Source organism: Phenylobacterium sp. GW821-FHT12F10, assembly GCF_058806695.1.
This window is the reverse complement of the sequence record NZ_JBXAPY010000003.1, coordinates 409,058-432,437: the sequence shown is the minus strand read 5'-3', so window position 1 is coordinate 432,437 and position 23,380 is coordinate 409,058. Positions and strand designations below refer to the sequence as shown.

The 23,380-nt window shown below is 69.5% G+C and carries 20 protein-coding genes and 1 other RNA gene; 7 read left to right on the top strand and 14 right to left on the bottom strand.

All coding sequences use genetic code 11. The features are described from left to right. Positions 1 to 67: 67 nt before the first annotated feature. Positions 68 to 925 (top strand): SDR family NAD(P)-dependent oxidoreductase, encoded by an 858-nt coding sequence (locus tag AC1RN5_RS18220; protein WP_493042627.1) that lies wholly within the window; start codon positions 68 to 70, stop codon positions 923 to 925. A 167-nt stretch (positions 926 to 1,092) separates the two neighbouring features. Here AC1RN5_RS18220 and AC1RN5_RS18215 read toward each other — a convergent pair whose 3' ends face one another. Genes AC1RN5_RS18215 through AC1RN5_RS18205 form a run of 3 tightly spaced genes read right to left on the bottom strand, consistent with a single transcriptional unit; the run spans position 1,093 to position 3,190 of the window. Then, positions 1,093 to 1,683, bottom strand: coding sequence for a GNAT family N-acetyltransferase (locus AC1RN5_RS18215; RefSeq protein ID WP_493042626.1), 591 nt, complete (start codon positions 1,681 to 1,683; stop codon positions 1,093 to 1,095). Further along, complete coding sequence (locus tag AC1RN5_RS18210) at positions 1,680 to 2,435, bottom strand: TSUP family transporter (protein ID WP_493042624.1); 756 nt, start codon at positions 2,433 to 2,435, stop codon at positions 1,680 to 1,682. The genes AC1RN5_RS18215 and AC1RN5_RS18210 overlap by 4 nt, the downstream gene beginning before the upstream one ends. Continuing rightward, positions 2,432 to 3,190 carry a TSUP family transporter gene (locus AC1RN5_RS18205; protein WP_493042622.1) on the bottom strand — a complete coding sequence of 253 codons (759 nt, stop codon included), beginning with the start codon at positions 3,188 to 3,190 and terminating at the stop codon, positions 2,432 to 2,434. The genes AC1RN5_RS18210 and AC1RN5_RS18205 overlap by 4 nt, the downstream gene beginning before the upstream one ends. Before the next feature lie 434 nt (positions 3,191 to 3,624). Here AC1RN5_RS18205 and AC1RN5_RS18200 point away from each other — a divergent pair, with 434 nt between their 5' ends. After that, complete coding sequence (locus tag AC1RN5_RS18200; RefSeq protein WP_493042620.1) at positions 3,625 to 4,452, top strand: alpha/beta fold hydrolase; 828 nt, start codon at positions 3,625 to 3,627, stop codon at positions 4,450 to 4,452. A gap of 39 nt (positions 4,453 to 4,491) precedes the next feature. Here AC1RN5_RS18200 and AC1RN5_RS18195 read toward each other — a convergent pair whose 3' ends face one another. The 3 genes from AC1RN5_RS18195 to AC1RN5_RS18185 form a co-directional block, all read right to left on the bottom strand. Further along, the gene (locus AC1RN5_RS18195; protein ID WP_493042618.1) at positions 4,492 to 5,811 is read right to left on the bottom strand and encodes an acyl-CoA dehydrogenase family protein; all 1,320 of its coding nucleotides are present in this window, start codon (positions 5,809 to 5,811) and stop codon (positions 4,492 to 4,494) included. 172 nt (positions 5,812 to 5,983) lie between these two features. After that, positions 5,984 to 6,358: a VOC family protein gene (locus AC1RN5_RS18190; RefSeq protein WP_493042616.1), complete on the bottom strand. Its 375-nt coding sequence runs from the start codon at positions 6,356 to 6,358 to the stop codon at positions 5,984 to 5,986. Positions 6,359 to 6,444: 86 nt separating this feature from the next. After that, on the bottom strand, positions 6,445 to 6,870 hold the full coding sequence (locus AC1RN5_RS18185; protein WP_493042614.1) for a hypothetical protein: 426 nt from the start codon (positions 6,868 to 6,870) through the stop codon (positions 6,445 to 6,447). 235 nt (positions 6,871 to 7,105) lie between these two features. Here AC1RN5_RS18185 and groES point away from each other — a divergent pair, with 235 nt between their 5' ends. Both groES and groL read left to right on the top strand, forming a co-directional pair. Beyond that, complete coding sequence (groES, locus tag AC1RN5_RS18180) at positions 7,106 to 7,393, top strand: co-chaperone GroES (protein ID WP_421934063.1); 288 nt, start codon at positions 7,106 to 7,108, stop codon at positions 7,391 to 7,393. Between the two features lie 53 nt (positions 7,394 to 7,446). Continuing rightward, positions 7,447 to 9,093 carry a chaperonin GroEL gene (groL, locus tag AC1RN5_RS18175; protein ID WP_493042613.1) on the top strand — a complete coding sequence of 549 codons (1,647 nt, stop codon included), beginning with the start codon at positions 7,447 to 7,449 and terminating at the stop codon, positions 9,091 to 9,093. Between the two features lie 66 nt (positions 9,094 to 9,159). On the opposite strand, the gene AC1RN5_RS18170 is transcribed toward groL, so the two are convergent. Together AC1RN5_RS18170 and AC1RN5_RS18165 are read right to left on the bottom strand one after the other, a co-directional pair. Beyond that, positions 9,160 to 9,378: a hypothetical protein gene (locus tag AC1RN5_RS18170; RefSeq protein WP_493042611.1), complete on the bottom strand. Its 219-nt coding sequence runs from the start codon at positions 9,376 to 9,378 to the stop codon at positions 9,160 to 9,162. Positions 9,379 to 9,381: 3 nt separating this feature from the next. Continuing rightward, positions 9,382 to 9,735, bottom strand: a complete 354-nt coding sequence (locus AC1RN5_RS18165; protein ID WP_493042609.1) for a phage holin family protein — start codon at positions 9,733 to 9,735, stop codon at positions 9,382 to 9,384. Positions 9,736 to 9,890: 155 nt separating this feature from the next. On the opposite strand from AC1RN5_RS18165, the gene AC1RN5_RS18160 reads away from it, so the two are divergent. Together AC1RN5_RS18160 and AC1RN5_RS18155 are read left to right on the top strand one after the other, a co-directional pair. Beyond that, positions 9,891 to 10,520 (top strand): EF-hand domain-containing protein, encoded by a 630-nt coding sequence (locus AC1RN5_RS18160; RefSeq protein WP_493042608.1) that lies wholly within the window; start codon positions 9,891 to 9,893, stop codon positions 10,518 to 10,520. A gap of 91 nt (positions 10,521 to 10,611) precedes the next feature. Next, positions 10,612 to 12,342: an ATP-binding protein gene (locus AC1RN5_RS18155; RefSeq protein WP_493042606.1), complete on the top strand. Its 1,731-nt coding sequence runs from the start codon at positions 10,612 to 10,614 to the stop codon at positions 12,340 to 12,342. 3 nt (positions 12,343 to 12,345) lie between these two features. Here the strand turns inward: AC1RN5_RS18155 and AC1RN5_RS18150 are convergent, their stop codons facing one another. The 6 genes from AC1RN5_RS18150 to AC1RN5_RS18125 form a co-directional block, all read right to left on the bottom strand. Next, positions 12,346 to 13,185 carry a TIGR00282 family metallophosphoesterase gene (locus tag AC1RN5_RS18150; protein ID WP_493042604.1) on the bottom strand — a complete coding sequence of 280 codons (840 nt, stop codon included), beginning with the start codon at positions 13,183 to 13,185 and terminating at the stop codon, positions 12,346 to 12,348. A gap of 9 nt (positions 13,186 to 13,194) precedes the next feature. Beyond that, positions 13,195 to 13,770, bottom strand: a complete 576-nt coding sequence (locus AC1RN5_RS18145; protein WP_493042601.1) for a 5-formyltetrahydrofolate cyclo-ligase — start codon at positions 13,768 to 13,770, stop codon at positions 13,195 to 13,197. 25 nt (positions 13,771 to 13,795) lie between these two features. Next, positions 13,796 to 13,958: non-coding RNA, 6S RNA (gene ssrS, locus AC1RN5_RS18140), on the bottom strand. A 49-nt stretch (positions 13,959 to 14,007) separates the two neighbouring features. Then, positions 14,008 to 15,609: a TadE/TadG family type IV pilus assembly protein gene (locus tag AC1RN5_RS18135; protein WP_493042599.1), complete on the bottom strand. Its 1,602-nt coding sequence runs from the start codon at positions 15,607 to 15,609 to the stop codon at positions 14,008 to 14,010. A gap of 129 nt (positions 15,610 to 15,738) precedes the next feature. Next, positions 15,739 to 17,538, bottom strand: coding sequence for a M2 family metallopeptidase (locus AC1RN5_RS18130; protein WP_493042597.1), 1,800 nt, complete (start codon positions 17,536 to 17,538; stop codon positions 15,739 to 15,741). A gap of 204 nt (positions 17,539 to 17,742) precedes the next feature. Continuing rightward, the gene (locus AC1RN5_RS18125; protein WP_493042596.1) at positions 17,743 to 17,916 is read right to left on the bottom strand and encodes a hypothetical protein; all 174 of its coding nucleotides are present in this window, start codon (positions 17,914 to 17,916) and stop codon (positions 17,743 to 17,745) included. Between the two features lie 338 nt (positions 17,917 to 18,254). Here AC1RN5_RS18125 and AC1RN5_RS18120 point away from each other — a divergent pair, with 338 nt between their 5' ends. Next, positions 18,255 to 23,330, top strand: a complete 5,076-nt coding sequence (locus AC1RN5_RS18120) for an alpha-2-macroglobulin family protein (RefSeq protein ID WP_493043010.1) — start codon at positions 18,255 to 18,257, stop codon at positions 23,328 to 23,330. The last annotated feature ends 50 nt before the right edge of the window (positions 23,331 to 23,380 follow it).

Sequence of the window (23,380 nt, the reverse complement as noted above, 5' to 3'; positions counted from 1 at the left end):
GCGCGGTTCGATGATGGGCGAAAATTTAGTCATAGGGAGAACGACCATGGGACTTCTGGATGGGAAGGTGGCGATTGTCACGGGCGCGGGCGGCGGTCTGGGCGAGGCCTACGCCAAGCTGTTCGCCAAGGAGGGCGCCAGCGTCGTCGTGAACGACCTGGGGGGCAGCCGCGACGGCTCCGGATCGGGCACCAGCGCCGCGGCGCAGAAGGTGGTGGACGAGATCATCGCCGCCGGCGGCAAGGCCGTGGCCAACGCCGACGACGTCTCCACCATGGAAGGCGGCGAGAACATCGCCAAGACCGCGCTGGATAACTTCGGCCAGATCGACATCCTGGTCTGCAACGCCGGCATCCTGCGCGACAAGACCTTCGCCAACACCTCCGAGGCCGATTGGGACCTGGTGGTGAAGGTGCACCTGAAGGGCACCTATTGCTGCACCATGCCCGTGTGGAAGTGGATGAAGGACAACGGCAAGCCCGGGGTCATCGTCATGACCAGCTCCACCTCGGGCCTCTACGGCAATTTCGGCCAGTCCAATTACGGGGCGGCCAAGGCCGGGATCTACGGCTTCATGCGCGTGCTCTCCATCGAGGGGCGCAAGTACGGCATCCGGGTCATGGCGCTCGCGCCCGGCGCCTTCACCCGCATGACCTCGGACCTGCCCGGCCGCCAGGGCAAGGAGCCCGATCCCATGAGCCTGCCCGAGAACATCGCACCGGGCGTGCTCTACATGGTCTCCGACCTCGCCGCCGACCATACGGGCAAGGTGCTGGGGGTCTCCTCGCGGGGCGTGCGCGAGATCAAGATGCTGCAGACCGACGGCTTCAATCCGGGCAAGCCCTACACCGCCCAGGACGTGGCCAAGCACGCCGCCGAGGTGTTCTTCCCCGAGGCGCAGGAACGCACGGCGGCCAGCGCCTAACAGCTTCCCCCACTTGTGGGGGAAGTGGGCCGACAGCCTCTTGGCTGGAGGGTCGATGGGGGTGCGTGTCTGAAGCGCAGTGCGTTGGAGATTCTCACCCCCATCGTCACGCGTCTTGGCTGCGCCAAGCCTTGTGACACTTCCCCCACATGCGTGGGGGAAGCTGGTTAGGCCTCGAACCCCGCCAGCCGGGCGTCCAAGCCGTCACGGATAGCTGGCCATTCGTCCTTCAGCACCGAGAAGATGCAGGTGTCCCGCACCCGGCCGGTCCAGGTGACGCGATCCTGGCGCAGGATGCCTTCGAACTGCGCCCCCAGCTTGAGGACGGCGGCGCGGGAGCGGGCGTTGATGGCGTCGACGCGGAACACCACGCGCCGGGCGCCGTCGCCGAAGGCCTGGCCCATCATCAGCCGCTTGGCCGCCGGATTCACCGCCCCGCCGCGATAGTCGGGGTGGTAGTAGGTGCCGCCGATCTCCAGGCTGGCGTTGGGCAGGTCGTAGGAGGAGTAGCAGGTGATGCCGATGCAGCGGCCGTCCGCCATCACCGCCCAGTGGATGGACTTGCCCGCGGCCAGGTCGGTCTTCATCCGCGCCCAGACGGGGTCGAAGTGCTCGCCGGCCATGGAATAGGGATAGAGGTCGGTCCAGACCGCCGGGTCGGCGTTGCAGGCGGCCCGCAGGTCCTCCTTGTGCCCCTCGGTGAAGGGCTCCAGCCGCACGAAGCGGTTCTCCATCACCCGGGTCGGATCGACTTTCATGCACCCCTCGCAAACAGGATCGCGGCCTGGACCAGGTACATCGCCGCGATGGCGGTGAAAATCCACCGCCGCCAGGCGCGGAAACCCTGGTCGGTGAGCCGGTCCAGCAACCGGGCCCCCAGGCTGACGCCGACGACCGCCAGGGCGCAGGCCGTCACCAGCAGCCACGGCGGGGTGAAGCCGCCGCCGCCGGCCATCAGGATCGCCCCGCCATAGAACAGCACCTTGGACAGGTGGCTGAACATCTGCAGGGCCGCCTTGGTGGAGAGGACCTGGTGGCGGGTGAGCACGCTGCGCACCAGGAACATGTCGTTGAGGGGGCCGGAGATGCCCGAGGTGAGCGCCAGGCCGGTGGAAGCGATCCCCGCCAGCACGGCGTGGGATGGCCGGGCGGCGTCGAGGGGAATGTAGCGCTCCGGCAGCCAGACCAGGATCGGCAGCAGGCCCAGGCCCAGATAGACCACCGCCTTGGACGGCGCGTAGGAGACGAGCGTGAAGGCGCCCATCGTGGCCACGGCGCCGAGGGCGTAGAAGCCCGCCACCTTCCAGACGATATGCCGGACGTGCAGCACGATCCGCGAGGCGTTGGACGCCATCTGCACCAGGCCGTGGATGGCGAGCGCCGCGGGAACCGGGAGCAGGGCGGTGAGCACCCCCATCAGGATCATGCCCCCGGCCATGCCGAAGACGCCCGAAAGGGTGGCGGTGGCCAGGACCGCCGCCAGGATCAGGGCCGCCAGGCCTGGGGTCATCGGCCGCCCAGGAAGAGCTGGCCGGCCTGGACCAGGTACAGGATCCCCACCGCCGTCACGATCAGCCGGGTGTAGCGCTTGAAGTTGACGTCGGTGAGCCGGTCCAGGATGCGCCCCCCCGCCGCCGTGCCCAGCATGGAGAGCGGGACGGCCAGAGCGAACAGCCACAGCGGCGGCATGGCGGCGCCGTCATGGGTGCGCAGCATCAGCCCGCCATAGACGATGATCTTGGCCAGGTGGGCGAAGACCTGGGTGGCGGCCTTGGTGGCGACGATGACGTGGCGGGTCAGGGCGGTGCGGACGAAGAAGATGTCCAGCAAGGGCCCCGCCACCCCGGCCGTCAGGTTGACGCCGGTGACCATGATCCCCGACAGCAGGGCCTGGCCCGGACGGGCCGCGTCCAGCTTGATCCAGTCCTGCGGCAGCCAGAGCAGGGCCGGCAGCAGGCCCATGAACAGGAAGAGGAAGGGTTTGGAGGGCGCGATGGCGATCAGCGAGACCACGACGCCGGCGATCAGTGAGCCCAGGGCGTAGATCGCCACGATCCGCCAACTGACGTGCCGGCGATGCAGGATCGCCCGCCAGCCGTTGGCGACCAGTTGCAGCAGGCCGTGGGTGACGAAGGCCGCCGAGACGGGAAGGACCAGGGCCAGGCCTCCCATCAGGACCAGGCCGCCGGCCATGCCGAACACGCCCGACAGGGTGGCCGTCACGAAGGCCAGAACAAGGATGAAGAGGGCTGCGAGAGCGCTCATGGGGTCGTCCTCCGGTTGCGCCGGCTTCGTCGAGGGGGACACAGGCCCCCTCCGATCGCCGGACAGCTGCGCATCGTGCGCGGAATGTGCGGGTCCGCCCGCTCACCCTCCGGAGGAAGGCGCTGTGCTCGAACCGGCGCCGGTCGCGGCGCGGGGAGGCCAGGGATCACGCGACGGCGGATCGACCCGGCGGCTCGGGGAGCAGGGTCGCCATACACCCGAACAAGCGGGGCCGTCGAGAGGGGCGAGTTCCTCCCCCAGGCCGTTTCGGGGGAGGGGGAATAGGAAAGGCGTGGGACCTGCCCGACTTCCATTCAATCAAGCGTTGTTGAACGCCGTCCGCTCAATTGACGGCGCCGGGGTCGGGGTGGCGGGTCTAGGAGTCGGGCCTGGACGGGGGCCGCAGGGGCCGCCGCAGCCGTCGGAGTCAGGACATGCCGACCCTCACCACCCGCGACCGCACCGAGATCTTCTACAAGGACTGGGGCGCCGGCCAGCCCCTGGTCTTCCATCACGGCTGGCCGCTGAGCGCTGACGACTGGGACGCGCAGATGCTGTTCTTCCTGGCGCAGGGCTACCGGGTGATCGCCCACGACCGGCGGGGCCACGGCCGCTCCAGCCAGACCGACAGCGGCAACGAGATGGACACCTACGCCGCCGACGTGGCCGAGCTGGCGGCCCACCTGGACCTCAAGGGGGCGGTCCATATCGGGCACTCCACCGGCGGCGGCGAGGTGGCCCGCTATGTGGCCAGGTACGGCGGCGGCGGGCGGGTGGCCAAGGCGGTGCTGATCGGGGCGGTGCCGCCGATCATGCTGAAGACCGAGGCCAATCCGGAGGGCCTGCCCATCGAGGTGTTCGACGGGTTCCGCTCCGCCCTGGCGGCCAATCGGGCGCAGTTCTACCGTGACGTCCCGAGCGGGCCCTTCTACGGCTTCAATCGGCCCGGCGCGAAGGTGTCGGAGGGCGCCATCGACAACTGGTGGCGCCAGGGGATGATGGGCGGCGCCAAGGCCCATCACGACTGCATCAAGGCCTTCTCGGAGACCGACTTCACCGAGGACCTGAAGGCCATCGCGGTCCCGGTCCTGGTGATGCACGGCGAGGACGACCAGATCGTGCCCATCGCCGACGCGGCCCTGAAGGCGATCAAGCTGCTGAAGGCGGGGACCCTGAAGACCTACCCGGGCCTGCCCCACGGCATGTGCACGACCCATGCGGAGATCATCAACCCGGACCTGCTGGCCTTCATCAAGGGCTAGGCGAGAACAGGCGGGGGCCGAAGCCCCCGCCTTGACGTCCTAGTTCCGCCAGACGGCGGCCGACGTCGCGTCGGCCGGCATCTCGCGGTATTGGCGCAGCTCGTTGCGGCCCACCACCATGTGGTGGACTTCATCGGGGCCGTCGGCGATCCGCAGGGTCCGCGTCGAGGTGTACATGCGGGCCAGGGGGGTGTGCTGCGAGACGCCGAGGGCGCCGTGCATCTGGATGGCTTCGTCGATGATCTCGCAGACCCGCTCGGGGATCATGGCCTTGACCATGTGGATCCAGATGCGGGCTTCCTGGTTGCCCAGGACGTCCATGGCCTTGGCGGCCTTGAGCACCATCAGGCGCATGGCCTCGATGTCGATGCGGGCGCGGCTGATCTTCTCGATGTTGCCGCCGAGCTGGACGAGGGGCTTGCCGAAGGCCTCGCGGGACAGACCGCGGGTGACCATCAGGTCCAGGGCCTTCTCGGCCTGGCCGATGGCGCGCATGCAGTGGTGGATGCGGCCGGGGCCGAGGCGCAGCTGGCTGATCTCGAAGCCGCGGCCCTCGCCCAGCAGCATGTTCGACGCCGGCACGCGGACGTTGTCGAAGATGATGTGCATATGGCCGTGCGGCGCGTCGGGATCGCCGAACACGTTCATGGGGCCGACGATCTTCACGCCGGGCGCGTCGGTGGGGACCAGGATCTGCGACTGGCGCAGGTTGGGCGGGCCGTCGGGGCTGGTCTGGACCATGGTGATCATGATCTTGCAGCGCGGGTCGCCGGCGCCGGAGATGTAGTGCTTCTCGCCGTTGATGACGTACTCGTCGCCCACCAGGGTGGCGCGGGTGTTGACGTTCTTGGCGTCCGACGAGGCGGCGTTCACCTCGGTCATGGCGAAGGCCGAGCGGATCTCGCCGCGCAGCAGGGGCTCCAGCCACTTCTTCTTCTGCTCAGGGGTGCCGACGCGTTCCAGGACCTCCATGTTGCCGGTGTCCGGCGCGGCGCAGTTCATGGTCTCGGACGCCATGGGGTTCTTGCCCAGCTCGACGGCGATATAGGCGTAGTCGAGGTTGGACAGGCCCTCGCCGGTCTCGGCGTTGGGCAGGAAGAAGTTCCACAGGCCCTCGGCCTTGGCCTTGTCCTTGGCCTTTTCCAGGCATTCCAGCTGGCCGGGCGCGTAGCTCCAGATGTCGGCCTTGCCCTCGCCGAGGCGGTGGAACTCCACGCTCATCGGCTGGACGGTCTCGGCGATGAAGCGCTTCACGTGCTCCAGCAGCGGCAGGGCCTTGGCCGACATCCGCAGGTCGTTGAGGTCGTCCATCGGGTTCAGCTTGAAGCTGGATTGGGCCTTGTCCTTGGTCTCGCTCATCTTTGTCACTCCCACGGTGTTCTGGTTGGCGGCCCCGTTGCGCGAGACCCATGGATGTCGCGCGGCCTGTTCGCCGCGCTGAAGCCTAGACCGATAGCTTTGGCCCATCGCGGGCCGCAAATCAAACAAGCGTTTTAATACGCTCGTGCTTTCCCGGACCGTGGCGGGAGGCTCAGCTGGGCATGGCCGGGTTGGCCCCGTGGCAGACGGCCTCGATGTTGTGGCCGTCGGGATCGAGGACGAAGGCGCCGTAATAGCTGGGATGGTAGTGGGGGCGCAGGCCCGGCGGGCCGTTGTCGCGGGCCCCCGCGGCGATGGCCGCGGCGTAGAAGGCGTCCACCGTGGCGGTGTCGGGGGCGCTGAAGGCCACGTGGCAATAGCCCGAGGTCTCCCCCAGGCCGATCCAGAAGAAGGGCCGGCTGTCGCCATAGCCCGAGCCCACGTCCATGGTGAACACCCGGGTCAGGCCCAGCGGCTTGAGGGCCGCGTCGTAGAAGGCCTGGGACCGGGCGTGGTCGACCACCCTCAGGCTCACATGATCCAGCATGACTGCGTCTCCCGTTGCGCCGGAGAACGCTAGGCCCTGGAGGGGCCTTGGCAAGCCCCGCGCCGCGCGCGGGGCCGCCGAAGGGACTATTTGGCGGGCAGCTGGTCGGCGCCGGCGCAGGCGGCGGTCACCAGGGCCTTGTCGTCGGCGCTCGCGGCCTTGGCGGGTTTGCCGGTGCGCCAGGTGTCGGCGATCGCCAGGGGCTTGGACGGCGAATAGGAGCCGATGATCATCAGGGCCTTGGCCTTGCAGTCGATGGCCACCACGCTGCCGACCCCGTCGGCGGCGCCCGGGGCCGAGGGCCCGACGCGGGGGCTGGCGCCCACCTTGCCGATGGCTTGCTGGATCACGACCATGCCGCTGGCGGTGTCGCGGTAGGAATAGTCGGTGTCATAGGACCACTGGAGACCCTTTTCGCTCACGGCGCTGTAGGGCTTCCAGGTTTCGGCTGCGGCGGGCAGGGCCACGGCCGCGATGGACAGGGCCGACAGGGCGGCGAGCGCGAGGCGCATGGATGATCTCCTGGGACTTTAGGTTTCTTCCCTCGCCAAGACCCTTAGCGGGACGCCGCCGCGCGGGCCAAGCGGATTCGCCGCAAGGGCTGTTTCCGGCCCGGCCAAGCTTGACTCCGGGGCCCCGCGACCCTACGTCCCGCCCGTCGTTAGCACTCAGGGGCTGCGGCTGCTAACGCTCGGCCCCTCGTTGCGACGCAATCCATTCAACCGTCCCGAACGGAGAGAAAAAGACATGGCGTTTCGTCCCCTGGGAGACCGCGTGCTGATCAAGCGCGTCGAAGAAGAAGAGAAGACCAAGGGCGGGATCATCATCCCCGACACCGCCAAGGAAAAGCCGCAGGAAGGCGAAGTCGTCGCCGTCGGCCCCGGCGCCCGTGACGACAACGGCAAGATCCAGCCCCTGGACGTGAAGCCGGGCGACAAGATCCTGTTCGGCAAGTGGTCGGGCACCGAAGTGAAGATCGACGGTCAGGACCTCCTGATCATGAAGGAAAGCGACGTTCTGGGCGTGGTCGAATAACCACCTCCTCCGCTCTCCTCCCTCCCACAACACACTGAAAGAGCTGAACGAACATGGCCGCTAAAGACGTCTATTTCGCTTCCGACGCGCGCGACCGCATGCTGCGCGGCGTCAACATCCTGGCCAACGCCGTGAAGGTGACCCTGGGTCCCAAGGGCCGCAACGTGGTCATCGAGAAGTCCTTCGGCGCCCCGCGCTCCACCAAGGACGGCGTCTCGGTCGCCAAGGAAATCGAACTGGCTGACCGCTTCGAGAACCTCGGCGCCCAGCTGATCCGCGAAGTCGCCTCCAAGACCAACGACAAGGCCGGCGACGGCACCACCACCGCCACCGTGCTGGCCCAGGCCATCGTCGTCGAGGGCCTGAAGTCGGTCGCCGCCGGCATGAACCCGATGGACCTGAAGCGCGGCGTCGACAAGGCCGTCACCAAGGTCCTGGCCGAGATCAAGGCCTCCTCCAAGAAGGTGACCACCAACGCCGAGATCGCCCAGGTCGGCACCATCTCCGCCAACGGCGACACCGAAGTCGGCGAGATGATCGCCAAGGCGATGGCCAAGGTCGGCAACGAAGGCGTCATCACGGTTGAAGAAGCCAAGACCGCCGAGACCGAACTCGACGTCGTCGAAGGCATGCAGTTCGACCGCGGCTACCTGTCGCCCTACTTCATCACCAACGCCGACAAGATGGAGGTCGAACTCGAAGAGCCTCTGATCCTGCTCTACGAGAAGAAGCTGACCTCGCTGCAGCCCCTGCTTCCGGTCCTGGAAGCCGTGGTCCAGTCGGGCCGTCCCCTGCTGATCATCGCCGAGGACGTCGAGGGCGAAGCCCTGGCCACCCTGGTGGTGAACAAGCTGCGCGGCGGTCTCCGCGTCGCCGCCGTCAAGGCGCCGGGCTTCGGCGATCGCCGCAAGGCCATGCTGGAAGACATCGCCATCCTGACCGGCGGTGAGCTGATCAGCGAAGACCTGGGCATCAAGCTCGAGAACGTCGGCCTCGAAATGCTCGGCAAGGCCAAGAAGGTCTCGATCACCAAGGACGACACCACCATCGTCGACGGCATCGGCGCCAAGGACGCGATCGAAGGCCGCATCGGCCAGATCAAGCGCCAGATCGAAGACACCACGAGCGACTACGACAAGGAAAAGCTGCAGGAACGTCTGGCCAAGCTGGCCGGCGGCGTCGCGGTCATCCGCGTCGGCGGCTCGACGGAAGTCGAAGTGAAGGAAAAGAAGGACCGCGTCGACGACGCCCTCAACGCGACCCGCGCGGCCGTGGAAGAAGGCATCGTCCCCGGCGGCGGCGTCGCCCTGCTGAAGGCCTCCAAGGCTCTGGACGGCTTCAAGGGTGACAACGACGACCAGGAAGCCGGCGTCGCCATCGTGCGCCGCGCCCTGCAGGCCCCGATCCGTCAGATCGCCGAAAACGCCGGCGTCGAAGGCTCGATCGTGGTCGGCAAGGTCATGGAGAACACCTCCCCGACCTTCGGCTTCAACGCCCAGACCGAAGAATATGTGGACATGGTCGCGGCCGGCGTCATCGACCCGGCCAAGGTGGTCCGCACCGCCCTGCAGGACGCGGCCTCGGTCGCCGGCCTGCTGATCACCACCGAAGCCGCCATCGTCGAGGCCCCGAAGAAGGGCGGCCAAGGCGGCGGCGACATGGGTGGCGGCATGGGCGGCATGGGCGGCATGGACTTCTAAGTCCGAGCCCCTCAAGCGCTTAAGATCGAGGGCGGGGCCGCGAGGCTCCGCCCTTTTTCGTGGCCGCTATTCGGCGCGCCTGAGCCTCTGCAGCAGGGGGCTCAGCTCGCCCTTCAGGTCATAGACCCCGACGTCCTTGACCATCTGGGGCGTGGCCCAGTCCGGCCAGGGCTCGATCACCTCGATCTCGCGGAAGGCGGTGGTGAGCGCGCCTGGCGACTTGGCCTTGATGAAGGCCCACTCGACGCCGAGCTCGCCCTTGTGACGGATCAGGAAGGTGGCCACGGCTCAGTCGCCCCGGCCGTCGCCGAGCGCCATCTGGCCGACCCAGCTCACCAGGCCGGTGACGATGGCCGCCAGGATCCCGGGGACCAGGCCCGCCACCGTGAAGCCCGGCAGCAGCAGGGCCACCAACCCGATCATGGCGGCGTTCACCACCAGCAGGAACAGGCCGAGCGTCAGGATGGTGAGCGGCAGGGTCAGCAGGAAGACGATGGGCCGGACGATGGCGTTGACCACCCCCAGCAGCAGGGCGGCCAGCAGCAGGTCCGGCCATCCCGCATAGGAGACGCCCGGCACCACCGAGGCGGCGAGCCAGAGGCCGAGCGCGGCGATCAGCACGCGGGCGAGAAAACGGGGCATGGGGAGAACTCCGGCCTTGAGGACGTGGCCCAGGATGGCCCGGTGCGCCGCCCCGGCCAAGCCCCGCCCTCAGATTGCAGGGAGGTTGCAGGCCCGGGCTTAGTTCGGCCCCACGAGCTTGGCCCTTTGGCGCCTCCAGAATTTCGGGATCCGCCATGCCTCGCCGCCTGCCCCTGATGATCGCCTTGAGCCTCACAGCCCTGCCCGCCGCCGCCCAGCCGGGGCCGCCGCCCGAGGCGATGGGCCGCCTGTTCATCAGCCCCGCCGGAGAGCCCTTCCGCGGCGGCGGCGGCCTGGAGGCCTGGTTCGCCCGGGCCGACACCGACCATGACGGCGCCCTGACCCTGGCCGAGTTCCGCGCCGACGCCATGGCCTTCTTCAAGGTGCTGGACGCCAACGCCGACGGCCGCATCGACGGATTCGAGAACAGCGCCTACGAGACCCGGATCGCCCCGGAGATCACCCGCATGAGCTTCCCCGGCGAGGGCGGCGGCCCGCCCGGCGGCCGCCGGGGCCCGCCGCCAGGCATGGAGCGCGAGGCCAGCCGCATTCCCCGCGGCGGCGGACCGCGCGGGGCCAGCCCCCGCGAGGGCGCCGGACGCTACGGCCTGCTGAACGAGCCCCAGCCGGTGCGCGGCGCCGACGCCGACCTGGACTGGAAGGTCACCGCCGAGGAGTGGGCCAAGGCGGCGGGCAAGCGCTTCGCCATCCTCGACCCCGACGGCGACGGCCGGCTCACCCTGGCCACCCTGCCGCGGCCGCCGGCGGGGCCGCGGCCGCGCTGAGCCGAAACTGACGGTGACGCCCAAAAACGAAGACTTCACCATTGCGTGGCAGGGTGAGGGCTGCACATTCCGGGCGCCAGGGGGGCTGCGAATGAACGGCCTTCACCTGCTGAACGACGAACTCGACCGCGTCGCGGCCGAGGCCCGCGCCACCATCCTGGCGCGCCTGGTCATGTCGACCATCAGCGCCGGCCTGCTGGGCCTGAATCTCGGCCTGGCCACGGCCCTGGTCTGGAGCGCCGCCCTCTTCGCCGGCGAGGCCTGGACCTGGTTCGCCAGCCGCGCGCCCGCCGCCGGCCGGCCCAACAGCCTGCCCGCCCGCCTGTCCTATGTCGGCACCATGGTGTTCGTCAGCGCCGTCTGGTCGACCGCCGCGGTGTTCTACTGGCGCACCGGGTCCCAGGCCCTGCAGCTGGTGGCCGTGGCCGTGTTCTCCAGCCAGTTGATCCACGCCCAGTGCTTCGCCTTCCGGTCCAAGCTGGCCCTGGTCATCCTTGGGGGCATACCGGCCGCGACCCTGCTCTTCCTGGTGACCTTCGACGGCGGCTTCCACGGCATCCCCCTGCTGACCCTGGCGGTGAGCGCGGTCCTGGCGGTGGTCTATGTGTTCAACAGCGCCGTCCTCAACCTGCGGGCCGCCCAGGCCCTGGAGACCGCCCAGCGCGAGGCGGTGGAGGCCAGCCAGGCCAAGTCGGCCTTCCTGGCCATGATGAGCCACGAGCTGCGCACCCCGATGAACGGGGTGCTGGGCATGGCCCACGCCCTGAAGCAGACCCGCCTGGACGACCGCCAGGCGGGCCAGGTGGAGATGCTGATCCGCTCCGGCGACGGTCTGATGGCCATCCTCAACGACATCCTAGACGTCTCCAAGATCGAGGCGGGCAAGCTGGAGCTGGAGACGATCGCCTTCGATCTCACCGAGGTCGGCGCCCGGGTCTGCGACCTGTGGCGGGAGGTGGCCAATGCGCGCGGCCTGCAGCTCACCTACGAGGTGGCGCCCGGCGCGCCGCGCTGGCTGGCCGGCGACCCCAACCGCATCCGCCAGATCATGCTGAACCTGGTGTCCAACGCGCTGAAGTTCACCGAGGCCGGCGAGGTGCGCCTGTCGATCCGGCCGCAGATCGCCGCCCAGGGCGGCGCGCGCTTCGAGATCGCGGTCTCCGACACCGGGATCGGCATCTCGCCGGACCAGCAGACCCGCCTGTTCCGGTCCTTCGCCCAGGCCGAGGCGGCCACCTCGCGCCGGTTCGGCGGCACGGGCCTGGGCCTGGCCATCTGCAAGCAGCTCACCGACCTGATGGGCGGCGCCATCGCCGTGGAGAGCGAGCCGGGCCGCGGCTCGATCTTCCGCGTCCTGCTGGAGCTGCCCGTCGCGGAGGCCCTGGACCTGGCCGAGCCGGAGGCGCCCGGCGGCGGCCTGACCGGAGTGCGCATCCTGGTGGCGGAGGACAACCCCATCAACCAGGCCGTGGCCCGCGCCATCCTGGAGGCCGTGGGCGCGCGCCTGGAGACCGCCAATGACGGGGTCGAGGCCCTGGACATGCTCCGCGAGCAGGCCTTCGACCTGGTGCTGATGGATGTTCACATGCCGCGGATGACGGGGATCGAGGCCCTGCGCCGCATCCGCGCCGGCGAGGCCGGCCCCGCCGACATCCCGGTGATCGCGCTCACCGCCGACGCCATGCCCGGCGAGGACGCCAAGCTGTGGGCCCATGGCTTCGACGGGGTCCAGCCCAAGCCGATCCAGCCCATGGCCCTGATCGCCGCCATCCTGGCGGCCTGCGCCCCGCGGGACGAGGCCGCACGGACCGAGGTCGCCTGAGCCCTACGCGGCGGCCACCGCGTCCAGGACCGGCACCGTCTCCGATAGCCGGCCGCCGATGCGGATAGGTTCGACCCGCAGGGCCAGGCCCGTGGCGTCGTCGGTCTCCACGAACACCCCGCAGACCGTGGCCGGGCCCTCGGCGGGCTTGTAGCGGCCGCCCGAGATGCGGGTGGTGAAGCGCCGCAGGGGCTCTTCCTTCTGGTTGCCGATGACGCTGTCATAGTCGGCGCAGGCGCCGGCGTCGGTCTGATAGGCGGTGCCGCCGTTGAGGATCTGGCAGTCGGCGGTCGGCACGTGGGTGTGGGTGCCCACCACCAGGCTGGCGCGGCCATCGCAGAAGTGGCCCATGGCCATCTTCTCGCTGGTGATCTCGGCGTGCATGTCCACCACCACGGCGTCCACGGCCATGCCGAGCGGGCAGGCCTCCAGCTCGCGATCCACGGCGGCGAAGGGATCGTCCAGGCTGTCCATGTGGATGCGGCCCAGCACGTTGATCACCAGGATGCGCTTGCCGGTGTCGGTCTCGAACATCTGGGAGCCGCGGCCGGGCGTGTCGGCGAACAGCGGATAGTTCACCGGGCGGATCAGGCGCGGTTCGCGCACGATATAGGTCAGGGCCTCCTTCTGGTCGAAGGAGTGGTTGCCCAGCGTCAGGCAGTCGGCCCCGGCGTCGAACAGCTCGCGGGCCGTGTTCTCGGTGATGCCGAAGCCCGCCGCGGCGTTCTCGGCGTTGATGATCACGAATTCGAGGCCCAGCCGGCGGCGCAGGCCGGGCAGGTGATCGGCGATCCCGTCGCGGCCGGCGCGGCCCACGACATCCCCGAAGAAAGCAAAACGCATTGAAAGTCCTTAGGTCGTCTTCAGCTCTCTATAGCCGGTTTCGGTGAGGATGGCGTCCAGCCTCTGATCGTGGGGCTCGGCGGGGACCTGCTCCACCTCCTGGCCGGCATAGGCCAGGCCCAGGACGAAGACCGGCTTGGCCGCCCGCAGGGCTTCCAGGGTGCGGTCGAAATGGCCGCCCCCTTGGCCGAGCCGGCCGCCGGCGCGGTCGAAGGCCAGCAACGGGGTGATCACCAGGTCGGGGTGCAGGCCGGGGGCCGACGGCGGCGGCGCCGGAACCCCCACGGCGTCGGGCGCCAGGGCGTCGCGGGAATCCCAGGCGCGGAAGGCCAGCGGCGCATCGGGGCTGAGCGCCACCGGCAGGGCCAGCATGGCGCCGGTGGCCGCCAGGCGGCGGATCAACGGGCTGGGATCGAGCTCCGAGCCCAGGGCGTGATAGCCGCTGAACACCGCGAACGCCGGCAGGCGCTCCAGGGGCAGCAGGGCCGCGGCGCGCTCGGCGGCGCCCGGGGCGGCGATCGCCAGGGCCTTGCGCAGGACGCGCATGCGGCCGCGCAGGTCGGTCTTGGAGGAGATATCGCTCACCCGGGTCCTGTAGGGGCGGAGGGGTGGCGGCGCCGCGAGAGCCGTGAAGGACGGTTAAAACCCCCTCGGACCTGGTATACCAGGTGGGCGCCATATGCCCGGGCCCACGAGCCCGGACAGGGACAGCTCCCGTAGAGAGAATTAAGGTCTCTGGGATTTGTTGCCTTCGACGAGATCCGCAGCAGACCCGCCGGGACCTAAGGTAGGCCTCCGGCGGTCACTTCTCAAGCGGCGCCTCTATTTTGAGAGCCGCAGGTTGTCGATCGAGCCGGCGATGGCGTCGAAGGCGGCGCTGAGCTGGGAGACGTCCTGGACGTCGTAGAACTTGTCCGGCGTCGAGGCGCAGGTCTGAAGCAGGCTCGAGGAGCCGCTCGTGACCTCCACCCTGACCGTGTAGACCGTGATGTCCTTGCCCTTGATGTTGGTGCAAAGCGCGGCCAGGCGGTCGTCCATCTTGTCGCCACGGGTCGTGGTGTTGCCGCTGAAGATCCCCAGGATGCCCTGCCAGATATAGCCGAGCGCGCTGTAGTAGGACTTGTTGTTCTCCGAGCTGGAGCTCGGGTCACCCATGGTGTTCTCGCCGTCGGTCATCAGGATGATGATCTTGCGCAGATGCTGGGTGTTGTAGGCCGAACCGTCGGCCAGGGGCGCGTTCGGCGACAACGCGTGCCACCCCCACACCATCCCGGCCGGAATGTTCGTGTCGCCAACCGCCGACATGTTGTCGATGGCCGTCTTGATGGTGGTGGTGTTGGAGGTCAGGCGGATGATCGGCTGCAGGCTGCAGCCCATGTTCGGACCGTAGGAGTAGCCGGTCTGCCAGGTCCCGCTCTTGGGGGTGTTGGTGTACTTGGCCGAATTCTTCTCGCGGACGTCCCAGGACCCGGAGCTGCCGTCGTCGATATAGTCGTTCACATAGCCCCGGTAGCCGTCGTTGTAGTCGGGCTCGTCGGGCCAGAAATAGGGCACGAACATCGTGGCCGGGGTCGCCGTGGTCGGGGCGGTTTCCTGGATGTCATAGGGTTGGCGGCGAGTCTCCACGCAGCCAGCCCAGGACTGGCCCATCTGCTTGAGCAGCTTGAAGCGGTCGGTCTGGGTGTTGAAGGTGTCGTAGCCCGCGGCGACGTGGGCCTTGCCCTCGGGGTCGATCCAGCTGGGAATGCCCGCGCCGGTGTGGGTGCTGGTGTTGTAGGCCGAGACGCTGGTGGTGTCCTGCACCCGCACGGTCATGGAGAAGGGCACCAGGGCGATGCGCAGTGGGGTCGGATCGGTGCTGCGGGCCGCGGCGGCCGACAGCTTGTCCACGAGGCTCTTGGCGGCGGACTTCAGGGTGGTGAGCTTGGTGCCGGCCATCGAACCGGTGTTGTCGAGGACCAGCGCGATCTCCAGCTTGTCCAGCGAGCGCACCACCTCGGAATTGGCCTTCACCGTGCCGTGGGTGAAGAGGCCCGGCGCCAGGGCCGGCGGGCTGACCTCGGCGTAGCCGACGACCTTCTCGCCCACGAGGGTGAAGTTGGAGGCCACCAGGGTCGAGCCGGCCGGCAGCACCAGGTTGGCGGCGAGGGCCGCGTCGCCCACGGCGTCCACGGCGGCGCTGGTGGTGCCGGTGGAGCGGGCGGCGAACAGGGAGGCGGCGTCCAGGGCGTCCTGCAGATTGTTGCGCTGGGTGGAGGCCAGGTAGATGTCGAACAGGCCCAGGGACAGCGGGGCCAGCAGGACCAGCGAAATGGCGAAGAACACCGCCGCGGCGCCGTTCTCGTCCCGGGCCCCGGCCAGCAGGCGACGCGCGAGCCTGGCCCGCAGGCCGGTCGGCCGGTTGATCTCGTCTTGTCGTTTCACGCGCACGGCACGCCCCCGATCGCAGGAATTGGGGGGACTGTCGCAGATCAGCGTAAACGAAAGAGGCGCCCCGCAGGGTAAACGGCGCCGCAAGGATTCGCCCCTCGCGGCGCCGCCCCTGGGATCAGCCTACCAGCCGCAGTGCTCGCCCTTGTTCTGGGCGATCAGCCAGGTGTTGAGGGGCTTGAAGTACTCCGTCACCGCGCTGGCGTCGGTGCGGGTCTCGCCGGAATAGACCTTCAGGGTGTCCTGCCAGGGCTGGGACTGGCCGAGGGCCAGCATGGCGTTCAGCTTCTCGCCGACATCCTTGCGGCCATAGAGGGAGCAGCGGTGCAGCGGCCCCTTCCAGCCCATCTGCTTGCAGGCCGCGCGCTGGAACTGGAACTCGTAATTGAAGGCCAGGAAGTAGCGCATGTAGGGGACGCTGGCGGCGATATGGTACTTGGCCGCCGGGTCGAAGGCGTCGGCCGGACGCGGGCCGGGCGGGGCCAGGCCCTGGTACTGGTTGCGCAGCTTCCACCAGGCCTCGTTGTAGTGGGCCGCGTCCACCTTTCCCGAGAACACCTGCCAGCGCCATTTGTCGATCATCAGGCCGAAGGGCAGGAAGGCGATCTTGTCGAGGGCCATCTTCAGCAGGAAGGGGATGTCCTCCTCGGCGCCGGGGGCCTTATCCAGCAGGCCGATCTGGGTCAGGTAGGTCGGCGTCAGGGCCGACAGGCCGGCCAGGTCGCCCACCGCCTCGTGGAAGCCGTCATTGGCCGAGCCCTTGAACAGGAAGGGCTGATCCGAATAGGCCCGCTGGTAGTAGTTGTGACCGAGCTCGTGGTGGACGGTGTAGAAGTCCTCGGCGTTGACCTTCAGGCAGGCCTTGATGCGGATGTCGTCGCGGTCGTTCAGGTCCCAGGCCGAGGCGTGGCAGGTGACCTCGCGGTCCCGGGGCCGCTCGAGCATGGAGCGCTCCCAGAAGGTCTTGGGCAGGGGCGCGAAGCCCAGGGACGAATAGAAGGCCTCGCCGGTCTGGGTCATCTTCACCGGCGTGTAGCCGTGCTTCACCAGCAGCTCGTCGAGATTGTAGCTGGAGGCGGCGGTCTTCGGGGCCACCACGTCGTAGATGTTGCCCCAGGACTGGGCCCACATGTTGCCGGTCAGGTCGGCGCGGATCGGACCGGTGCGGGGCTGGACCGCGTCGCCGTACTTGTCGTTCAGCCGGGCCCGCACATAGCAGTGCAGGTTGCGGTAGAAGGGCTCCACCTGGGTCCACAGCCGATCGGTCTCGGCGGCGAAGGCGTCGGGGTCCATGTCGTAGTTGGAGCGCCACAGGGCGCCGGTGTCGGCGAATCCCAGGCCCTTGGCGCCCTCGTTGGTGAGGGTCACGGCCTTGGCGTAGTCGGCCTTCATCGGCGGGGCGATGGAGTGCCAGCCCTCCCAGACGGCCTTCAGCTCGGCCGGGTCGCGGCTCTTGGCCAGGATGTCCTCGGCGTCGTTCAGGGTCAGGGTCTTGCCCTGATAGGTGAACTTGCCGGTGGAATAGGTGGAATCCAGCCGCGACTGCAGGGCCGCCAGCTCGGCCGCCGCGCCGGGACGGTCCGGCGCCGGGGTCACCAGATAGAGCTTCAGCAGCTTCAGCTTGCGGGCGGTGACCGGATCGACGGCCACCCCGTCATAGCGGGCCGCCTGCTTGGCGTAGCCGGTGGCCAGCGTGTTCTGCTCGGCCGTCGCCTTGGCCTCCAGCCACTGGGTGTCCTCGGTGATGTAGGTGGCCCGCACCCAGGAGGACTTGGCGGCGTATTCGTTGAAGGCGGCCAGGTCGGCCTCGGCCTTGTCGACGAAGGCCTTGGCCTCGGCCGGAGTCGGTTTGGCCCCTTGGGCCGCGGCCGGCCCGAAGGCCAGCAGGGCGACGGCCGTGGCCGCCAGAAGTTGGGATCGCATGCGAGGGAGGTCCTTGCGCGGAGGTGGGATGCGACGCGCGTGCGCCGCCATGACCGCGAAGGAACGACCCCAAACGGGCGTCGTCAAGAACTAGAGCACGTCAGGCGGAAGTGGATACCGGTTCCGCCGCCCGACGCGGTCTAATCATTTGAAATCTAGACCCTTCCTGCCGTTTCAAATGAGTCCATCTGAAACAGTGAGGGTCTAGGGGCGCATCTCCGAGGCGGCGCGGCGGATGGTGTCCTCCACGGCGGCCTGGGCGTCGGACTGGCTGAGGTCGAGGCCGGTGGCGACGGTCTCGCCATCCTCGTCATAGACAGACCAGGACCAACCGCGCTCCGCATGGGCGAGGGAGTAGGCGAACGGTTGGTCAGTCATGGGCGGCCTCGCGTTGTGCGTTGCAGCAATACTGCTTTATGACGACTCCAACGCGCCTTCCTGTCAAGCGGTTGCGCATGGGATGCACCGCAGCGTGAAGGTCCGCTGGCGGAGGATAGGTCTGCCATGGCGCGGCCATTGCAACCTTGACCGTGGTCAAGTCGGCGGGGGCGGCTTGGCGGGGCTTTGTAAATTCGGGGTCGAATGGGCCGCGCGGCCGGCCTTCGCATTGACGCTGGCGCGGCTTTGCCCTCCCCTCTTTCGGCGAAGACTGATCACCGGGGGAGGGGGCCATGGCTCCGAGCGACGAGACGCCGATCGAGGGCGCGCCTGAGCCCATGCCCCGGCCTGAGGCGGACCCCACGCCGCCCGCGCCGTCCCTGCGCGATCGCCTGAAGGGCTGGGCCGACCGGGCGCGGACCAGCCGCGTGCCGGGTCTGCTGGCCGCCGGCCTGCTGGTGGCGAGCTTCGGCGGCGGCTTCATCGCCGCCAAGGGGATGGAGGGCCTGTCCCTGTTCGGCGCCGGCAAGGCCGGCCCCGCCGCCAAGCTGGAGCCGGGCGCGCAGGGCTGGTCCCTGTTCGGCAAGCCCCGGGGCGCCAACGCCCCGCGCCGCGGCGTCCCCAAGCCCGAGGGCTTCGCGGTCTGGCGCTCGCGCATCGACACCTCCAAGCCCGAGCCCATGGCCTGCGTCGAGCTGACCCGGCCGCTGGACCCGGCCAAGTCCTATGCCGACTACGTGCTGGTGGCGCCCGACATGGGGGGCAGCCCGGCCGTCTCGGTGAAGGGCTCGGAGCTCTGCGTCGCCGGGGTCGGCTTCACCGACCGCCGGATCACCCTGCTGAAGGGCCTGCCGGCCCGGGGCGGCGAGGTCCTGGCGGCCAATTCCGACGTCGACTTCACCTTCGGCGAGAAGCCCCCCTATGTCGGCTTCGCCGGAGAGGGCGTGATCCTGCCGCGCGAGGACGCCGACGGCATCGGCATCGAGACCGTCAATGTGAGCCGCCTCTATGTGGAGGTCTGGCGCGTGGTGGACCGCAATCTGGTGCGCAAGTCGATCAGCGCCCCCGATCCCACCGCCGAGGGCCAGTATTCCGACGACTACGGCTCCGACAGCCCCGACGACGAGGGCCGCATCGTCTGGAAGGGCGAGGTGGCGGTGAACGTCCAGGCCGCCGGCGACCGCACCACCACCGTCTTCCCCCTGGGCGCCGTGCTCAAGGACATGAAGCCGGGGGGCTATGTCATCAAGGCCCGCGACGCCTCCGGCGGCCGGGCGATCAAGGGCGACGACGGCGAGAGCCTCGACCCCAATCCGCCGGCCCAGGCCCGCCGCTGGGTGATGTTCACCGACATGGCGCTCTCGGCCTATGACGGTTCCGAGGCCCTGGACGTGGTGGTCCGCTCCCTGAAGACCGCCAAGACCCTGCCCGGCGTGAAGGTGACCCTGGTCGCGCGCAACGGCGAGGACCTGGCCGTCGCCAACGCCGACGCCTCGGGCCGCGTCCACTTCGACCACGCCCTGCTGGAGGGCGAGGGGCCCGCCGACGCCAAGATGGTGATGGCCTATGGCCAGGCCGGCGACCTGGCGGTGCTGGACCTCGACCGCGCCCCCGTCGACCTGTCCAAGCAGGGCATCGGCGGCCGCACCTCCGAGCCGGGCGAGAGCGCCACCGCCGGCCGGACGGCGTCCACAGCCGTCGACGCCTACATCTATGGCGACCGCGGCATCTATCGCCCCGGCGAGACCGTCCATCTGAACGCCCTGCTCCGCGACCGCGAGGTCAAGGCGGTGAAGGACCGCAAGGGCGCCATCGTCATCCGCCGGCCGTCTGGGGTGGAGTTCAAGCGCTACGCCTTCGACGGCGCACCGCAGGGCGCGGTGGGCGCCGACGTGGCGCTGCCCAAGAGCGCGCCGCGCGGCCGCTGGAGCGCCAAGGTCGAGATCGACGGCCTGGACAAGCCGGCCGGGTCCCTCAGCTTCTCGGTGGAGGACTTCGCCCCGCAACGCCTGGCGGTGACCACCGTCGGCCAGGAGTCCGCGCCCCTGAAGGCCGCCGAGGTGCGCAATGTGGAGATCTCCGCCCGCTTCCTGTATGGCGCGGCCGGCGCCGGCCTGCAGGTGCAGGGCGAGGCCCGGCTGAAGGTCGACCCCAATCCCTTCCCGCAGTTCGAGGGCTATGCCTGGGGCGACCAGGTCAGCCCCTTCGAGGAGAAGTATCTCGAGCTTGGCCAGACCGTCACCGACGGCGAGGGCCGGGCGGTGCTGAAACTGTCGGCCGCCGAGGCGGGGGACACGCCCCAGCCCCTGGCCGCCGTCATGACCGCCAGCGTCTTCGAGCCGGGCGGTCGCCCGGTGCGCGAGGGCCTGAACCTGAAGGTCCGCACCAAGGCCCTCTATCTGGGGGTCAAGGTCGACCAGGGCGACACCGGCGGCAGTGGCGACCCCACCATCGCCATGAACGTCATCGCCGCCGACGCGGCCGGCAGGCGCATCGCCGCGACCGGCGTGGCCTACAGCCTGATCGCCGAGAACTGGGACTATGACTGGTTCCAGCAGGACGGCCGCTGGCAATGGCGCCGGACAAGCCGCGACGTGGTGGTGCAGAAGGGGGCGCTGAACATCGCCACCGCCGCGCCCGCCCGCATCGCGCGGCGCCTGGGCTGGGGCGACTATCGCCTGGAGCTCACCGGGCCCGGCGGCGCGAAAAGCGTCATCCGCTTCGCCTCGGGCTGGGGCGCCCCGGCCAAGGACGTGGAGGCCCCCGACTTCGTGCGCGTCAGCGCCGGGACCAAGGCCTACGCCCAGGGCGACACCGTCGAGATCACCCTGAAGCCCCCCTATGCCGGGGAGGCCCAGATCGCGGTGGCCACCGACCGGCTGATCGACTTCAAGACCGTCACCGTCGGCAAGGACGGCGCCACCGTGCGCCTGAAGACCAACGGCGCCTGGGGCGGCGGGGCCTATGTGCTGGTGAGCGTGGTGCAGCCCCGCGATCCGGTGTCCGCCCCCAAGCCGCGCCGGGCGCTCGGGCTGGTCTATGTCCCCCTCGACCCCAAGGACCGCAAGCTGACCGTGGAGCTCAACACCCCGGTCAAGGTGGACTCCAAGGCCATGCTCAGCGTGCCCATCGCCATCAAGGGCGCCGGGTTCGGCGGCCGGGCCCACGTGACCCTGGCGGCGGTGGACGAGGGCATCCTGCGGCTGACCAAGTTCGACAGCCCCGATCCGGTGAAGTGGTACTTCGGCAAGAAGGCGCTCACCCTGGACTATCGCGACGACTATGGCCGCCTGCTGGACCCCAACCTCGGGGCCCCGGCCAACGTCAACTTCGGCGGCGACGAGATCGGCGGCGAGGGCCTGACGGTCACCCCGATCAAGACTGTCGCCCTGTGGTCAGGCGTGGTGGAGACCGGCCTGGACGGCAAGGCGGTGATCAAGTTCCCGGCCCCCGACTTCAACGGCGAGCTGCGGCTGATGGCCGTGGCCTGGACCGACACCGCCGTGGGTTCGGCCTCCAAGCCGCTCACCGTGCGCGAGCCGGTGGTGGCCGACCTGGCCCTGCCGCGCTTCCTGGCGCCCGGGGACAGGGCCTTCGCGACCCTGGAGCTGCACAATCTGGAGGGCAAGGTCGGGGAATATATCGCCGAGCTCACCTCCCAGGGGGGCGTCCTCGCGCCCTTCAAGAAGGCCTATCAGCTGGCGCTCGGCCAACGGGTCGCCGAGCGGATTCCCTTCGACGCTCCCACCCGCGCCGGCATCGGCAAGGTCGGGTTCACGGTCTCGGGCCCCGGCTTCACGACGGCGCGGGACTATCCGATCCAGACCCGGCTGGGCTGGAGCCCGATCACCCGGACCACCATCGAGCTGCAACGCCCCGGCGCCAGCTACACCCCGACGGCCGGCCTGCTCTCCGGCCTGGCGGCGGGGGATGCGACGATGCAGGTCAGCTACTCGCCGTTCCGCGGCTTCGACCCCGGCCCGATCGCCGTGGCCCTGTCGCGCTATCCCTATGGCTGCACCGAGCAGACCATCTCGGCGGCCTATCCCCTGCTCTACGCCCAGGAGGTCAGCAGCGATCCCAAGGTGAAACGGTCCTCGGCGGCGCTCGCCGGCGCCGTCGGCCGGCTGCTGGACCGCCAGACCCTCGACGGGGCCTTCGGCCTCTGGCGGGTGGGCGACGGGGAGGCCGACGCCTGGCTGGGCGCCTACGCCACCGACTTCCTGATCGAGGCCCAGAGGGCGGGCGTGCCCGTGCCGCAACAGGCCGTCGACCGGGCGCTGTCGGCCATGCGCCAGATCTCCCAGCCCACCGGCTGGGTCTCCATCTCCTACCGCACGGAATATCCCGAGTGGTGGGCGGGCTCGCCCGAGGCCTCCAAGAAGGCCACGGCCACCATGCGCTCCAGAGCCTCCGCCTACGCCCTCTACGTCCTGGCCAAGGGCGGGCGCGGCGACCTCGGCCGCCTGCGCTGGTGGCATGACGTGCAGATGAAGTCCGAGAGCTCGCCGCTGGCCAAGGCCCAGGTGGGGGCGGGGCTGGCCCTGATGGGCGACCACGCCCGGGCCCGCTCGGCCCTGCGCCAGGCCATCGCCAGCCTCGGCTACCGCGAGGAGAGCGACTGGTACCAGAGCCCCTTGAGGGACCTGGCGGGCGTCATCGCGCTCGCCTACGAGGCCGGGGAAAGCGGCATGGCGCGCGGCCTGCAAGGGCGGCTCGAGAACGCCGTGAAGGACCCCGACAGCCTCAACACCCAGGAGCAGGCCCGCCTGCTGCAGGCCGCCCACTTCATGTTGAAGGCGGCCGGCCCGATCAAGGTGACGGCCACCGGCGCCATCCCGCTCAATCCGGCGGGCGGGGCGCCGCGCTGGGCGGTGGGCAAGCTGGCCAGCGCCAGCTTCCTCAACGGCGGCAATGCGCTCTGGCGGACGGTGACGGTGACCGGCACGCCGATCAGCGCCCCGCCGGCCAGCGAGAGCGGCATCAGCCTGTCCAAGCGGCTGGTGGGCTTCACCGGCGGCGCGGTGGATGCCCGCAACCTGCATCAGGGCGACCGGGTGATCGTGGTGGTGTCCGGCCGCTCCAGCCAGGCGCGCACCATGGCCCTGGTCATCGACGATCCCCTGCCCGCGGGCTTCGAGATCGAGACGGTGCTGGGCCCCGACGACGCCCAAAACGGCCCGTTCCGGTTCCTGGGCAAGCTGTCGGCCGCCGACGTGCAGGAGAGCCGCGACGACCGCTATGTCGCGGCCATGGACCTGGCGGGCAAGGACAGCTTCGCCTTCGCCTATGTGGCCCGCGCGGTGACCGCCGGCGACTTCCTGCTCCCCGGCGCCCAGGCCCGCGATATGTACCGTCCGGCGCTGAACGCCCGGACGGCGGCGGATCGGACCACCATCACGCCGGGGCCGTAGTGACGCGGATCGGTAGCGTACCCCTTCTCTCCTCGTGGGAGAGGGGGGCC

Coding starts and splice junctions, on each gene's coding strand:
- AC1RN5_RS18215 (WP_493042626.1), bottom strand. CDS start 1,683: ATGAAAGTCGATCCGACCCGGGTGATGGAGAACCGCTTCGTGCGGCTG.
- AC1RN5_RS18210 (WP_493042624.1), bottom strand. CDS start 2,435: ATGACCCCAGGCCTGGCGGCCCTGATCCTGGCGGCGGTCCTGGCCACC.
- AC1RN5_RS18205 (WP_493042622.1), bottom strand. CDS start 3,190: ATGAGCGCTCTCGCAGCCCTCTTCATCCTTGTTCTGGCCTTCGTGACG.
- AC1RN5_RS18200 (WP_493042620.1), top strand. CDS start 3,625: ATGCCGACCCTCACCACCCGCGACCGCACCGAGATCTTCTACAAGGAC.
- AC1RN5_RS18195 (WP_493042618.1), bottom strand. CDS start 5,811: ATGAGCGAGACCAAGGACAAGGCCCAATCCAGCTTCAAGCTGAACCCG.
- AC1RN5_RS18190 (WP_493042616.1), bottom strand. CDS start 6,358: ATGCTGGATCATGTGAGCCTGAGGGTGGTCGACCACGCCCGGTCCCAG.
- AC1RN5_RS18185 (WP_493042614.1), bottom strand. CDS start 6,870: ATGCGCCTCGCGCTCGCCGCCCTGTCGGCCCTGTCCATCGCGGCCGTG.
- groES (WP_421934063.1), top strand. CDS start 7,106: ATGGCGTTTCGTCCCCTGGGAGACCGCGTGCTGATCAAGCGCGTCGAA.
- groL (WP_493042613.1), top strand. CDS start 7,447: ATGGCCGCTAAAGACGTCTATTTCGCTTCCGACGCGCGCGACCGCATG.
- AC1RN5_RS18165 (WP_493042609.1), bottom strand. CDS start 9,735: ATGCCCCGTTTTCTCGCCCGCGTGCTGATCGCCGCGCTCGGCCTCTGG.
- AC1RN5_RS18160 (WP_493042608.1), top strand. CDS start 9,891: ATGCCTCGCCGCCTGCCCCTGATGATCGCCTTGAGCCTCACAGCCCTG.
- AC1RN5_RS18155 (WP_493042606.1), top strand. CDS start 10,612: ATGAACGGCCTTCACCTGCTGAACGACGAACTCGACCGCGTCGCGGCC.
- AC1RN5_RS18150 (WP_493042604.1), bottom strand. CDS start 13,185: ATGCGTTTTGCTTTCTTCGGGGATGTCGTGGGCCGCGCCGGCCGCGAC.
- AC1RN5_RS18130 (WP_493042597.1), bottom strand. CDS start 17,538: ATGCGATCCCAACTTCTGGCGGCCACGGCCGTCGCCCTGCTGGCCTTC.
- AC1RN5_RS18125 (WP_493042596.1), bottom strand. CDS start 17,916: ATGACTGACCAACCGTTCGCCTACTCCCTCGCCCATGCGGAGCGCGGT.
- AC1RN5_RS18120 (WP_493043010.1), top strand. CDS start 18,255: ATGCCCCGGCCTGAGGCGGACCCCACGCCGCCCGCGCCGTCCCTGCGC.